The following is a 13333-nucleotide window of genomic DNA, read 5'->3' as shown; positions in this document are numbered from 1 at the left end:
CTTGCCGGGAAGGCCCGGTCCGGACAGAAAACAGGTATACCCCCACGTAATTCCACCGTCGCGGGATCACTCGCCGCCGACCATGCTCGATCGAGTCCACCAGCACCGTTCCGCAGAGGTTTCCATGATCCCATCGAAAGCCCGGCTCCCGCAGGATGGCACCGTCGACAGCGCCTGCGCCCCGGTAGACACATTGATGATCCGGCGTTGCACGGCATGCGACAAGATCTTCGCCCCGCTGACCACGGCCTGTTCCGTCTGCGCGGCCGATGATCTCGAGTCGGTGCCGGCGTCGGGCGCCGGTTCGATCGTGTCGTGGCGGATGATGTACCGCGCGAGCGGTCCGAGCGGCGAGACGGCTCCCTTGGCGACCGCCATCGTGGAACTCGATGAGGGCCCATGGATCCACACCGCCATCGAAGGAGACCTTCCACTGATCTCCAACGCATCGACGCGTGTGCACTTCCAGCCGAGTCCCCGGCCGGACAGGTTGCCGGTCTTCACCGTCGATGTCGATCCCCGACATCCGGCGTTCTGGAGCGTCTCCCCCGCCCGCGTTTCCGGCTGATCGCGCGCCATGCGATCCGAGCATCCGCCGCACACCCGCCACGACGAGCCTGCGGTCGGGCCGCGCTCGATGGACGTTCATTCCCGCCAGCTGCGGAATTTCATCGTCGTCGCGGAGGAATTGAACTTCACCCGGGCCTCACAGCGCCTCGGGGTGACTCAGCAGGGGCTCAGCACCCAGATCAAGCAGCTCGAGCAGCATGTGGCCGTCGCATTGTTCGCCCGGAGCACACGCCATGTCGAGCTCACCGCGGCCGGAGCGGCGTTTCTCCAGCATGCGCGGGACGCGCTGCACCGCTTGGACTTCGGCGTCGAGCAGGCGCGGGCGGTGCACCGCGGCGAACACAACCGCCTGGTGCTCGGCTGCATCGAGGGAGCGGCGCTGACGCTCACCGCACCGATCCTGGCCGCGTTCCGGCAACGCCACCCGAACATCACCCTCGAGTCGAACTACTTCACCTACGAGACGCCCTCGGCCGGATTGGCGGACCGACAGGTGGATGTGGCGATCGTGCGGCGGCCGTTCGAGGATGACGGGCTGCGATTCGAACCCCTGTTCCGCCAGCCGCTGATGGCGATGCTGACGGCGAACCATCGCTTGGCGAACCGTGCCGAAATCGCGGTGGCGGAACTGCTGGACGAACCCATCCTGTCCTCCGCCGCCACCGACTCGGTGTGGAATGCCTACTGGCAGTTGAACTCCTATCGCGGTGGACGACCCGCACGCGTGGCCGCGCGCACGAAGACGCTCCTGGAGGAGCTGCACCATGTGGCGACCGGGGCGGCCATCGCGATCACCGTGCCGTGCGCGGCGTGGATCAAGTTTCCCGGCGTGCGGCTGGTACCGGTGACCGGCGCGGCCCCGAACGAGGTCGCCGTGAGCTGGCGCGCCGGCAACGACAACCGCCTCGTGCGGTCCTTCGTCGATGTCGCGCGCCGCGTCCGCGACACGAATCCGGGCATGCTCGCCCGGCTGCAGACACCCCGTTGCCGCAACCGGGCATCGCAACCGGCGGTGTAGCTGGACTCAGAGCTTGTAGCCGATGGCGCGCAGCAGTCGGTGCCGATCGGCCCGGTCGGTCTCGGTTTCGATCCCGAGCGGCGGCGCACCGTCGACGACGCCGATGATGCCGCGCCCGAGCGAGGTTTCGGCGATGAGGACCTCGACGGGGTTGGCGGTGGCGCAGAAGACGGTGCAGAGCTCGGGGATGTGGCGGATCGCGTTGAGCACGTTGACGGGGTAGCCGTCGCGCAGGAAGACGATGAAGGAGTGGCCGGCGGCGAGGGCTGTCGCGTTCTTGGTGGCGAGGTCGACCAGGCTGTCGTCGTTCCCCGACCAGCGGATCAGGCGGGGGCCGGAGGCTTCGCAGAAGGCCAGCCCGAAGCGGAGTTGCGGACCGGTGCCGACAAGGGCTTCGTGGAGGTCCTCGACGGTCTTGATGAAGTGGGACTGCCCGATGATGACATTGAGCTCATCGGGGTTGTCGATGGGCACCGCTGTCAGTTCCATCGGGCTATCGTCCCTCGTCACTCCGCCGGGGAACAAGCTCCGGGAGCTATCGGCGCGGCGGGCCCGAGGCCGCGCACGTGCGCGTGCACGACATCCACACCGTCATCGCGTAGACGGGTAACCATGTGCCCGTCCTCATCGATCGACGGGATGCTCAGCCCGGCCCCGGAAACTGTGGGCTCCGGCCCGCCGACGCGAAGCCCGTCCACGACGTAATGTTCGAAATCACGTACAGCGGAACGGATCACGTCATGGGCACACCACCGCCACCCAGCGATGACGACTACTGGAAGCCGCAGGCGCCCGGCGCGATTCCCCCGCCGCCACCTGAATACCTCCAGGGCAGTGGCGAATACATCCCGCACTTCGACTATCCCGAGCAGCCGGTGCGGCCTGCGCCACCGGCACCGCGCTACCAGCCCTATGCCCACATTCCCGCGAGCCCGCCACCGGAGGGCAAGGGGCTGGCGATCACGGCCCTGACCTTCGCTGTGCTGTCACTCGGGATGCCGTGCCTATTCGGCTGGGCCGGAATCTTCCTCGGTCTCACGGCCGCGAAGAAGGGACATCCGCTCGGCAAGGTGGCGATCTGGACGTCCATCATCTGCATGTTCATCGGATTCCTGCTGGCGGCCCTGGCGAACAAGTACTGGCTGTAACGACGGCTCTTCCGGCGCTGCTGTGATGTGGCGGATGTCGGGATCACACCTGTTGCGAGTGGACATGATTCGTCGTGGGTCCGGCGTCCTACACACGACACACAGGTGGTGGCCAGGACGGCTTCGGGTACGCGGTGTTCGGCGAGGTCGTCGACGGCGAGGCTGTCGTGGACGCCATCGAGGGTATGCAGACCGGCAACAAGTGCCCTGGCATGATCGAGGTGCCACGGCGAAAGGGTGGTTGTCAATTCCTGTTCTAAGGGATGTCCCGTAAGTCGTTGAGCGGCAACGGGTATCGTCCCACCGGTGGTGATCTCGGCGACAGATCCGGTGATGGTGGAGTTGTTCTCTGGGCTGCGGCCACGCACGTTCGCTCGCCTGATCACCGGGTTGCGGCGCGAGGGCGCCGACCGGCCGTTACGGGGCCGACCGTGGGGGTTGTGTTTCGAAGACCGGGTGTTGCTGGTGGCCACCTACTGGCGGACGAACCTGACGATGCGTCAACTCGCGGCGGTGTTCGGGGTCTCGAAGTCGGCCGCGGCCCGGGTGATCGACGACCTCGGACCGGCGTTGGCGCTGCGGCCTCGGGCCCGGTTCCCGCGTGGCGCTGTGCTGATCGTGGACGGAACCCTGGTCCCGACCCAGGATCACAAGGTCGCCGCCCAGAGTAAGAACCACCGGTACTCGACCAACCATCAGGTCGTGATCGATGCCGACACCGAACTCGTCGTCGCGCTCGGAAAACCGTTGCCGGGCAACCGCAACGACTGCCGCGTTTGGTGTAGGTGGTCACCACCAGCTTCTTCGGACTCGACGAAACCGCGGGCGCGACAACCGCGCTCGATCCGGGCCAGGTCCGGGTGAGTATGCGAGCGGTGGGCCTGAACTTCCGGGATGTGCTCATGGCGTTGGGCACCTACCCGGATCCGCTCGGCCGCATCGGCGGCGAGGGCGCGGGCATCGTGCTGGAAGTCGGGGCCGACGTCACCGAATTCGCCGTCGGTGATCGCGTTTCGGTTTCACCCCCGGTATGGGTTCGGCTGTCGTGGTGGACCGGCGACTGCTCGCACCGATGCCACGGGGCTGGTAGTTCGCACAGGCCGCCGCCGTTCCGATCGTGTACGCGACCGCCTACTACGGTCTGGTCGACCTCGCTGAGGCCCGGTCCGGTGAGACGCTGCTGCTGCACGCGGCGGCCGGCGGCGTCGGCATGGCGGCGGTGCAACTCGCCCGGCACCCGGGGCTGCGCGTCCTGGCCACGGCGAGCAAACCCAAGTGGAACGTACTGCGCGACATGGGTTTCGACGATCCGGATATCGCCGATTCCCGAACCCTCGATTTCGAACGGAGATTCCTGGAGCGCACCGGCGGCGCGGGCGTGGACATCGTGCTCGATTCGCTGGCAGGCGACTTCGTGGACGCCTCCCTGCGCCTGCTCCCCCGCGGCGGCCGATTCGTCGAGATGGGGATGATCGACCGTCGCGACCCGGTCGAGGTCGGCGCGACGCACCCCGGCGTCCGCTACGCCAGTTTCATGCTGATGGAGGCGGGACCCGAGCGGCTGCGGGAGATTCTGGCAGCCCTCGTGGCACTGTTCGACCGCGGCGAGCTGACGCCGTATCCGATCACCGCATGGGATCTGCGGCGCGCCCCTGACGCCTTCCGCCACCTCAGCCAGGCTCGGGGTGTCGGCAAGAACGTGCTGACCGTCCCGACACCGCCGCGCACCGACGGAACCGTGCTGATCACCGGCGGCACCGGCGGTTTGGGGGTGGTGGCCGCACGCCACCTCATCACCGACCACGGTGCGCGCAGGCTCAGTGCTCGCGAGCCGACGCGGCGTGGAGACGCCCGGTGCGGCGGAAGCGGTCGCCGAACTCACCGCACTCGGCGCGCACGTGGACGTCGTCGCGTGCGACGCGGCCAATCGGGGGGCGCTCGACCGGCTGCTCGCCACTATCCCCCGCACGGCACCCGCTGACCATGGTCGTCCACGCGGCAGGTGTGCTGGCCGACGGCCTGCTCGCCACCATGACCAACGAGCAGATCGCACGGGTCCTGCGTCCCAAGGTCGACGCCGCGTGGAATCTGCACGAAGCCACCGCGGGTATGGACCTCTCGGCCTTCGTGCTCTACTCCTCGATCGCGGGGGGGTGCTCGGCACGGCGGGGCAGGCCAACTACGCCGCCGCCAACACCTTCCTCGACGCACTGGCGCACCAGAGGCACGCCGAGGGTCTCCCCGCGACCTCCATCGCCTGGGGCCCTGGCAACAGAGCAGCTGGATGACCGGCGATCTGACCGACGCCGATCTGGCGCGGCTGCGCTGAGAAGGCTTGCTACCGCTGGATGCCGACGAGGGCATGGACCTCTTCGACGCGGCGGCGACCGCCGGCCGGCCCACCTCCGTGGCGGTCCGCATGGACCGCGACGCGCTCGGCGCGGGCGATCCGGCCGGTGTCCGCCCGATCATGCGAGCACTGTCCAGGCCGGCGGCCACCTCGGCGACAGTGCCGACGCGGCGCGGGCCGGTCACCGAACCGGCGACGGCGGAGGTCGCCGCCGATTCGGGACAGCTGGTCACTCGCCTGCTCGGTCGTTCGGCCGAGGAGCAGAAGCGCGTCCTGCTCGGCGTGATCGGCGTGCACGCCGCAGCCGTCCTCGGGCACGCCGGCGCCGACGCGATGGAGCCGCAAGGACATTGGCGGGGACGAGCGGGAACTCGTCAGCCGCGGTGCCACCGTTGACAGTCCTGTCGTATGGATGTTCTTCGCACCTCGATGGTTGCGACGCCGTGTCGCGCAGGACTTCCCGGCACAGCTCGTAGTCGAAGGCGGCATAACCTGCGCGCGTGACCCGCAGCCCACCGTCGCCCCGCAACTGATCGATCAGCGAATACGGGTCATCGTAGCCTTCATCCCCACTCATCCGCCGCGCGAACGGGTCCCCCATCCCACGCAGCGCGAGAAGCCCCACCCGCGGCAACCCGTGCTCCGCCGCCCACCTGATCGAGTACCTCGCGCCCATCGAAAGCCTTGTGCCGTAACGAAAACCGCAACCCCCACGTCTCGCCGATCTCAATAACGCCGCCGGGGCCCACCCGCAACCGCTGAGCCTATTCCGACGGGTAGAACTGACGTGTCCAGAGCCGGAATCGGCTCAGCGTCGACTCGCCCGCTACGAGACGCGGATGCGGGTTGTAGCGTTTGTTCTCCCAGATCGGAATATCCTCGCTGAGCACCTTTGTCATTGCCTGCGACGCGAGTCGAGCGACTACGGGAGCGAGCACCCGGGACACGGCCCCGCCCGTACTCTCCCAGGCGAAAACCGAGTACACATGCGTCCGCCAGGGCGCGATCGGCGTTTGCATGGCCCACATATGCGCCACCACTCCCAGTCGCGGAATCGCGAAACGAATATGGGTGTAGCCCAAGCCCGCCATCACAATTGTCTGGCGGCTCTCGAAGAGGCCGACGCGGCCCTGCCCGGTCGATCGGGTATGCACCCGGAATATCGGCCCGTCCGCCTCGCACGGCTCGGCCTCCGCCATGTGAACGTCATGCAGGACGGACAAATGCCGAAAATCGGCGGCGTTCTCCGCCAACTCCTGAGCATGTGTCGGGATCTCTCTCGACCACCCGAAGATCGGTGCCACGCCGAAATCTGCGACCTCGGGCAGCTCCCAAGTCGGCGACTGCCCCTCCGGCCCCCGCCAGACGAACACCTGTCCGTGCTGCTCACGCAGTTCGTAATGATTCAACCCGACCGGAATGGTGGCCCCGTCGGGACTGTCCACACAACGCCCGTCGGGGGCGAATTCGAAGTGGTGGAACGGGCACACCAGATTCTCGCCGGCGACCGTGCCGCCCGCGCCCAGATGCGCACCCAGATGCGGGCAATACGGCCGCACCGCACGCACCAAGCCCGAACGGGTCCGATAGACCACGACATCGCCATCCATCAACCGCGACCGTCGCACTGTTCCCGGCTTCAGCTCTCGGGCGTCGGCAACCCAGAACCAGCCCATCGGATATCCCAGTGGGGCAGTGGATTCGGCGACACGCGGCAGTGGGTCGGCCACCTCTATCGGCAACTGGCTATTGTATTGCATTGGTCAGGCCTGTCTTTCAAACGATCTCGGAGCGGATGCCGCCGAGCATCTCTATTAATTCGGTAAGCCGATCGAAGTCGGACGGCTGGGTGAAAAGCTCGACCGGAAACGGCTGGACGACGGGTGCGGGCAAGCCGGGGCCGACCACCAGCGCGGCCTGGCTGCCGAGATTGTCCATCTCTTCGACCAGTGGCTCGTAGCGCGCAGGTAATAGGTTGTGCCCCAACATGAATTCGCGGACTTCGTAGGCGGTGGTGAGGGACCTCGAGTTCACCGGGGAACAGATCGGCACCTTCGGGTCTCGAACAGTCATGGCGTTGATGAACGGACTCATGAAATCAGCGGCGTGCTGCTGCAACGGCGAATGGAATGCGCCGTGGTAGCCCGGGAACAAGAACATGTGAACACCGTCGGGAGCGGCCGCCTGTATCCCGTTCAACGACGAGCGGTAGCCGGAGACGACGAAGGAGCGCCGCTCGAGATCGACCGGCCCGGTGTCGACGGCGAGATACACGCCCGGATGATCGGGACCATAGTAGTTCTCCGGACGGTCCGCTACTGCCGTGCCGATCAGCATCATGCCCTGTTCCGGAACATCGGGGCCGGTTGGCGGCACCAGCCGACGGTGATGAAGCATGGCGTACAACTCGTGTCGCTCGATCGCGCCCGCCACGCAGATAGCGATCAGCGCCCCCAGGCTCAGCCCCCCTGCCGCATCGGCCTCGACACCCTGCGCAACCAGTTCGTCGACCAGTCCGAGCGTTAATGCGGTATGTCGCAACGCATTACGACTGTGGCGATCCTCCGATGCCTCATCCTCGCCCGCGATGAGGAACTCCGACTCGGAGAGGCCGGCTACGACGGCGGCCTCCGCATACGCCTTGCGAACGGCCGGGCTGCGACGGTGGAATTCCTCCACTACAGCGGCTTCGACCGTTACCTGTCCCCCGAACAGAAATGAAACCCGCATGATCTTCCCTGGTTTGTGACGGAATGACCGCACAATTTCTCGAGCACGGCCGATTGTGGGTAATGTGACCTCGGCGCCAATCGATTCACCAGATGACGGGGAGCTCGGCTACTCCGCCGGTGAATCTGTCCTCTCGCATTCGCACATCGGCCGGATCGACTGCCAGCCGCATAGTGGGGAATCGTGAAACAAGCTGCGAATAGACGGCTTGCAGTTCGACTCGGGCCAGCGGTGCACCCACGCAATACCGGACGCCGTATCCGAATGTCAGATGCGCCGCCTCTTTCCGAGCGATGTCGATACGATCCGGATCCTGGAACACCGCCGCGTCGTGATTGGCCGCGGTGAGATCCAAAACCACCAGCTCGCCCGCGCCGATCTCGACTCCATCGACCTTGAAATCCTCTCGGGCATAACGGGGCAGACCCACGGCATTCGGCACGCGCAGCAGTTCTTCGGTCGCGCTGGCGACCAACTCGGGTCGGTCCACCAGCGCCTGCCATTGCTCACGATCCCGCAACAAGTGCATGGCACCCATGCCGATCTGGACGACCGAGGTCTCATGTCCGGCGAACAGCATGACCATCGCGAGCAGAGCGGCCCCTGAGTCGGTGAGGTCCTCACGCTCGCACAACCGCGAGAGGACGTCGTCGGCCGGGTCGGCGCGCTTGCGAACCACCAATGTCAGGCAGTAGTTGAGCATTTCGCCTGCCGCGGTAGCCGCTTTGAGACCGTCGGTGGCAGCCGCCATGGCATCTGTCCAGCTACGCAGGTTGTCGCGCTCCCCGACCGGTACACCCAGCAGCTCGCCGATCACCAGCAGCGGCAACGGCGCCGCCACCGCCCCATAGAGATCGGCTGGAGATCCTTGCTCCGCCATGGCGTCGAAAAGCCCCGAGGCGATTTCCTCGACGCGCCCGCGAAACGCGCGCATTTTCGATGGCGCGAAATGCGGCTGCAGAATGCCGCGCATTCGCTCGTGCTCGGCGTGCTCGGTAGCGAAGTCGCCCATCGGCCCGCCGAAGAATGTCGACTCCGCAACCCGTGCTGCCGCTTCCGGTGTCGGATGGGCACGACCGAGCTTCGGATCGGAGAACAGTTTTCGCACCTGATCGTATTCCGACACCAGCCAGCCTTCATGGCCCATCGCGGTGGTGATCCGGCGGATGGCGCGGTGGTCGATCGGGCAGCCGGCAGCAGACGTTTCGAGTGTCATCCGGTCACCACTCCACCGGCAAGGCGACCAGGCCCTTGGTGACCACGTCGTCTCGCATCCTCAAGGCCGATGAGTCGACCGCGAGTCGCATCGTCGGGAACTTGGCGATCAGTTGGCCGAAGACGACGGAGAGCTCTAACCGGGCCAGCGGTGCGCCGACACAGTAGTGCGGCCCGTAGCCGAACGCCAGATGCCCGCTCTCCTTTCGCGTTACGTCGAGTTCGTATGGATCGGCGAAGATCTCGGGGTCGTGATTGGCTGAATCCACGTCGAGCAGCACGAGGTCGCCCGTCGCGAATCGTTGCCCTTCGATTTCCATGTCGGTCCGGGCGTAGCGCACGAATCCGGTCGAATCTTGTACTCGCAGTAGCTCTTCTACCGCATTTGGAATAATCTGCGGATCGTCCGCCAGCTGCTGCCACTGACTACGGTTCCCGAGCAGCTTCACCAAGCCCAGGCCCAGTTCGACAACGGTCGTCTCCTGCCCCGCCAACAACAACACCATCGCCAACGTGGCGATCGAGTCGTCTGTGAGTTCGGGGTTCTCACACAGCCGGGACAGCACGTCCGGGCCCGGCTCCACGCGTTTGCGCTGAATCAATGCCAGGCAATAGACGAACCACTCGGCACCCGCCTGAGCGGACTTCTGCCCGTCACGAGTGTCGAATATCGCCGCACTCCAATGCTGGAGCTTGTCCCGATCTTCGAACGGCACACCCAGGAGCTCACAGATCACGAGCACCGGTAGGCGACTCGCGACGTGCTCGTGAAAGTCAGCCGGCGATCCGAGGGCGGCGAATTCTTCCAATACCTGCGCGGTGACCGATTCGATGCGGGGCAGCAGTTCGCGCATCGCGCTCGGCGAGAAGAGCGGATTGAGCTGCGCCCGCAGCCGTTCATGGTCCTCCCACTCGGTGTCGAAGTTGCCGATCGGGCCACCGAACATCACCGATTCCGTCTTACGTGGAGCCGTCTCCGGCGTTGGATGCGCGCGACCAAGTCGTTTGTCACAGAACATCTTTCGAACGAGTGCGTAGCCGGTCACAAGCCATGCATCATCCCCGGTTTGGGTGGTTATGCGACTGACCGGACAGCCCAGCATGGTGGATTCAGTACTCATAGTTGCCACACTCTCCAAGCAGCACCACAGAATAGATTGCGACACAGGCGATTTCGCATCTGTCATCGATCTCCTACCGGCAGACAGTAGAACACGTATCAGTCCGGCGCAACCGGTACCGAGGCCCGTTACGCCCCCAGTTTCGAGGGGATGATTCGAACGAGATCGGCTGCAACACTGACTATTTCGCGCGACAGTCGGATGGTCCATGACCAGCCTCATGATGACATGACAGGTCAATTACGCTGTACCGCTCGCGTTTCCACTTTCAGCGCCTGACGACCATGGCAGGAACGAGTCCGGTTCGCGATCCACGCGTACCCGTAAGCCGTTCTCCCGCAACGCGATACCCACCATGACACCGCGAGGAGGACGACGTTCCACCCGTTGCCCCAAACTGTAACTCGTTCTACCTTGGGCGGCATGGCTTTCAACGTTGCCGATCTTTTCGAACACGCCGTCGACGCGGTGCCGGAACGCACAGCTATCCATTGCGGCGATCACCAGGTCACCTACCGGGAGCTCGATGAGCGGGCGAACCGCTTGGCGCACCACCTGGCGACCCGTGGCGTCGGCCAGGGCGACCATGTAGGGGTGTACTCGCGTAACTCGATCGAAGCGATCGAGGCGATGTATGCCGCGTTCAAACTGCGTGCGATTCCGGTGAGCGTGAACTACCGCTACGTCGCCGACGAGGTCCGGTACATCGCCGGCAACGCCGATCTGGTCGCGTTGATTCACGAACGCCGGTACTCCGACATCGTCGCCGACGTCGCGCCGCACATCGAGACGCTCGAGCATGTGATCGTCATCCAGGACGGGTCGGATCTGGACTACACGCGCTACGCGGGTTTCGAGTACGAGGCCGCGCTAGCCGCCCAGTCGTCGATGCGTGACTTCGATGAACGCAGTTCCGACGACAGCTACATCCTCTATACGGGCGGCACTACCGGGTATCCGAAGGGCGTGGTGTGGCGGCACGAGGACATCTGGCGTGCGCTGGGCGGCGGCATCCAACATGCCACCGGCGAGTACATTACCGATGAGTACCACTACGCAGATCAAGCCAAAGCCACCGACTTCGTGATGATTTGGCTACCCGCGACGCCCATGATCCATGCTGCACAGTGGACCGCTTTCATGGCGTTGAACTCCGGCGGCACAGTCGTTCTGGTACCGCAGTTCGACCCGGCCGCCATCTGGCTCGCGGTCGAAAGGCACGGGGTCCATCTCCTGCAGATCGCGGGCGATGCGATGGCACGCCCGCTGCTGGACACCTATCTGGCAGGCGACCACGACGCGTCCTCACTGATCACATTGAGCAGTGGCGCGGCGCTGTTCTCCCAATCCCTCAAGCTGCGGTACCTCGACACGTTCCCGAACCTGATCATCACCGACAACATAGGTTCCTCGGAGAGCGGATTGACCGGCATCGGCCAGGTGACCAAGGGCTCCGATCACTCGGATGGGCCTCGAGTGAACTTCAGTAAGCAAGCGGTGCTGATCGACGACGACGGCAACCTCGTCGAGCCCGAGCCCGGCGCGGTGGGAAGGCTGGCCCGCGGTGGACCGGTGCCGCTCGGCTACTACAAAGATCCGGAGAAGAGCAGGGCGATGTTCGTCGAGATCGACGGGCAGCGATACGTCGTTCCCGGCGATTACGTCCGCTATGAGCAGGACGGCACGGTCACCATGCTGGGACGCGGCTCGGAATGCATCAACACCGGTGGCGAGAAGGTGTTCCCGGAGGAGGTCGAGGGTGCGCTGAAATCGCACCCGGACGTCTTCGACACGGTGGTGATCGGCATTCCGGACGACCGTTTCGGCTGGTCGGTGGCGGCCGTCGTGCAGCCGCGCGAGGGTGCGACGGTCGATGTCGCGGAATTGGGCGACCACGTTCGCACCAAGATCGCGGGTTACAAGGTGCCGCGCACATTCTGGATTCTCGACCAGATCGAACGCCAGCCCAGCGGCAAGGCCAACTATCCGTGGGCGAAGAAATACGCGGCGGCGAACCCGGAGAAAGCGCGCAAGCAGTCCACCGCGCCCAGCGGCCTACCGGGCGCGGCGGGGTGAACAGCCCGTGACGAGCGACTACCAGTAGACCCCCGGGATCAGCCTGGCGGCGCGGCGGGCGGCGCGCATGAGAACCAGCACCGCCTTCGACCGGGAACGCCGGGTGGGACGCGGCTTCGCAGGGGTGACCTGCGAGGTCGTTTTCGCTGTCTCCGCTTCACCTTTGGCTGCCGCGGAGTCGGGCGAGCTACGGTACATCTTGTGCAGGGCCCGAGTCGTGAGTCCGGGGGTGAACCGCGAGCCGAACTCGCCCGCGGTGCCTGCCGGGGTGTCGATGCGTTTGGGACGTTCGACGAGAGCACGGACGACGACGGCGGCGGCCCAGGCGACGGAGCGACTGGGGTAGGTCTCGTAGTCCTTGCTGGGCGCGATCATCGGAGTTTCCACCAGAGGCATGTGGATGGTGGTGAAGGTGACTCCGTCGGACAGCATTTCCACGGCGGCGACCTCGGTGAACTTGTCCAGCGCCGCCTTGCTGGCGGCATACGCGGCGTAGCGCGGCGGAGCCACCTGCACCGCGGAGCTGGAGACGTTGACGATATGACCGAAGCCTCGCTCCCGCATCTGCGGGGTGAGGGCCAGGATCAGGCGGACCGCACCGACATAGTTGACGGCCATCGTGCGTTCGAAGTCGTGTACGCGGTCGATGGAGCGATGCAAGGATCGGCGAATGGAGCGGCCGGCGTTGTTGACGAGCATGTCGATGTGATCGTGCTCGGACAGAACGGCTTTGACGGTGCGGTCGACCGAATCACCGTCGGTGATGTCACAGGGGTAGCCGAAGCCCTCGCCACCGGCGTCGCGAATCTCCCGCACGACCTCGTCGAGTTCGGTTTCGCGCCGGGCCAGCAGAAAAACCACCGCGCCCTTCTCGGCGACCGCGAGTGCGGCAGCGCGACCGATACCGGAGGACGCACCGGTGATCAGCACGTGCCGGCCCACGAGCGGTTTCCGAGCCTGGCGACCGAGGAAACCTGTCCCACCGGTAGCAACGTAGGGCGACATAGGCGTGTACCACTCCTTCGAATCTGCTTGGAGAAACAGCCCATTGGGAACCGAAAGGACCTTGGTACGCTGCGCTTTTCCGCATCAGATCCACCACCTC

At 65.4% G+C, this 13333-nt stretch carries 12 protein-coding genes and 4 pseudogenes; 10 read left to right on the top strand and 6 right to left on the bottom strand.

Going from position 1 to position 13333, the window contains the following annotated elements; translation table 11 throughout:
* Nucleotides 1-82: 82 nt before the first annotated feature.
* Nucleotides 83-568: a Zn-ribbon domain-containing OB-fold protein gene (locus ACFYTS_RS17810; protein WP_387305393.1), complete on the top strand. Its 486-nt coding sequence runs from the start codon at nucleotides 83-85 to the stop codon at nucleotides 566-568.
* Nucleotides 569-577: 9 nt separating this feature from the next.
* On the top strand, nucleotides 578-1588 hold the full coding sequence (locus ACFYTS_RS17805; RefSeq protein WP_387305390.1) for a LysR substrate-binding domain-containing protein: 1011 nt from the start codon (nucleotides 578-580) through the stop codon (nucleotides 1586-1588).
* Nucleotides 1589-1594: 6 nt separating this feature from the next.
* Here the strand turns inward: ACFYTS_RS17805 and ACFYTS_RS17800 are convergent, their stop codons facing one another.
* The gene (locus ACFYTS_RS17800; RefSeq protein ID WP_387305387.1) at nucleotides 1595-2077 is read right to left on the bottom strand and encodes an adenosine-specific kinase; all 483 of its coding nucleotides are present in this window, start codon (nucleotides 2075-2077) and stop codon (nucleotides 1595-1597) included.
* Nucleotides 2078-2328: 251 nt separating this feature from the next.
* Between ACFYTS_RS17800 and ACFYTS_RS17795 the strand changes: the two genes are divergently transcribed.
* The 7 genes and pseudogenes from ACFYTS_RS17795 to ACFYTS_RS17765 all read left to right on the top strand — a co-directional run bounded on the left by ACFYTS_RS17795 (nucleotide 2329) and on the right by ACFYTS_RS17765 (nucleotide 5482).
* A complete protein-coding gene (locus tag ACFYTS_RS17795) occupies nucleotides 2329-2736 on the top strand; it encodes a hypothetical protein (RefSeq protein WP_387305384.1) in 408 nt (135 codons plus the stop codon).
* 333 nt (nucleotides 2737-3069) lie between these two features.
* Nucleotides 3070-3516 (top strand): annotated as a pseudogene (locus ACFYTS_RS17790) (transposase family protein); the annotation flags it as partial.
* Between the two features lie 86 nt (nucleotides 3517-3602).
* Nucleotides 3603-3746 (top strand): annotated as a pseudogene (locus ACFYTS_RS17785) (alcohol dehydrogenase catalytic domain-containing protein); the annotation flags it as partial.
* Nucleotides 3747-3946: 200 nt separating this feature from the next.
* Nucleotides 3947-4381: pseudogene (locus ACFYTS_RS17780) on the top strand (zinc-binding dehydrogenase); the annotation flags it as partial.
* 160 nt (nucleotides 4382-4541) lie between these two features.
* Nucleotides 4542-4833, top strand: a pseudogene (locus ACFYTS_RS17775) (ketoreductase domain-containing protein); the annotation flags it as partial.
* Nucleotides 4818-5024, top strand: coding sequence for a KR domain-containing protein (locus tag ACFYTS_RS17770; RefSeq protein ID WP_387305883.1), 207 nt, complete (start codon nucleotides 4818-4820; stop codon nucleotides 5022-5024). The pseudogene ACFYTS_RS17775 and the gene ACFYTS_RS17770, both read left to right, overlap by 16 nt.
* Nucleotides 5025-5071: 47 nt before the next feature.
* Complete coding sequence (locus tag ACFYTS_RS17765) at nucleotides 5072-5482, top strand: hypothetical protein (protein ID WP_387305382.1); 411 nt, start codon at nucleotides 5072-5074, stop codon at nucleotides 5480-5482.
* A 368-nt stretch (nucleotides 5483-5850) separates the two neighbouring features.
* Here the strand turns inward: ACFYTS_RS17765 and ACFYTS_RS17760 are convergent, their stop codons facing one another.
* The 4 genes from ACFYTS_RS17760 to ACFYTS_RS17745 form a co-directional block, all read right to left on the bottom strand.
* Nucleotides 5851-6828, bottom strand: coding sequence for an aromatic ring-hydroxylating dioxygenase subunit alpha (locus ACFYTS_RS17760; RefSeq protein WP_387305379.1), 978 nt, complete (start codon nucleotides 6826-6828; stop codon nucleotides 5851-5853).
* 34 nt (nucleotides 6829-6862) lie between these two features.
* On the bottom strand, nucleotides 6863-7816 hold the full coding sequence (locus tag ACFYTS_RS17755; protein ID WP_387305376.1) for a hypothetical protein: 954 nt from the start codon (nucleotides 7814-7816) through the stop codon (nucleotides 6863-6865).
* Between the two features lie 85 nt (nucleotides 7817-7901).
* Nucleotides 7902-9032: a cytochrome P450 gene (locus tag ACFYTS_RS17750; RefSeq protein ID WP_387305373.1), complete on the bottom strand. Its 1131-nt coding sequence runs from the start codon at nucleotides 9030-9032 to the stop codon at nucleotides 7902-7904.
* Between the two features lie 4 nt (nucleotides 9033-9036).
* Nucleotides 9037-10152 carry a cytochrome P450 gene (locus tag ACFYTS_RS17745; RefSeq protein WP_357277062.1) on the bottom strand — a complete coding sequence of 372 codons (1116 nt, stop codon included), beginning with the start codon at nucleotides 10150-10152 and terminating at the stop codon, nucleotides 9037-9039.
* A 423-nt stretch (nucleotides 10153-10575) separates the two neighbouring features.
* Between ACFYTS_RS17745 and ACFYTS_RS17740 the strand changes: the two genes are divergently transcribed.
* The gene (locus ACFYTS_RS17740; protein ID WP_387305371.1) at nucleotides 10576-12228 is read left to right on the top strand and encodes an acyl-CoA synthetase; all 1653 of its coding nucleotides are present in this window, start codon (nucleotides 10576-10578) and stop codon (nucleotides 12226-12228) included.
* An 18-nt stretch (nucleotides 12229-12246) separates the two neighbouring features.
* Here the strand turns inward: ACFYTS_RS17740 and ACFYTS_RS17735 are convergent, their stop codons facing one another.
* Nucleotides 12247-13170 (bottom strand): SDR family NAD(P)-dependent oxidoreductase, encoded by a 924-nt coding sequence (locus ACFYTS_RS17735; RefSeq protein ID WP_387305368.1) that lies wholly within the window; start codon nucleotides 13168-13170, stop codon nucleotides 12247-12249.
* Nucleotides 13171-13333 lie beyond the last annotated feature (163 nt).

Source organism: Nocardia sp. NPDC004151 (assembly GCF_042874235.1).
Taxonomy (GTDB): domain Bacteria; phylum Actinomycetota; class Actinomycetes; order Mycobacteriales; family Mycobacteriaceae; genus Nocardia.
The sequence above is the reverse complement of the archived record's forward strand: the minus strand, read 5'-3'. Positions and strand labels throughout refer to the sequence as shown.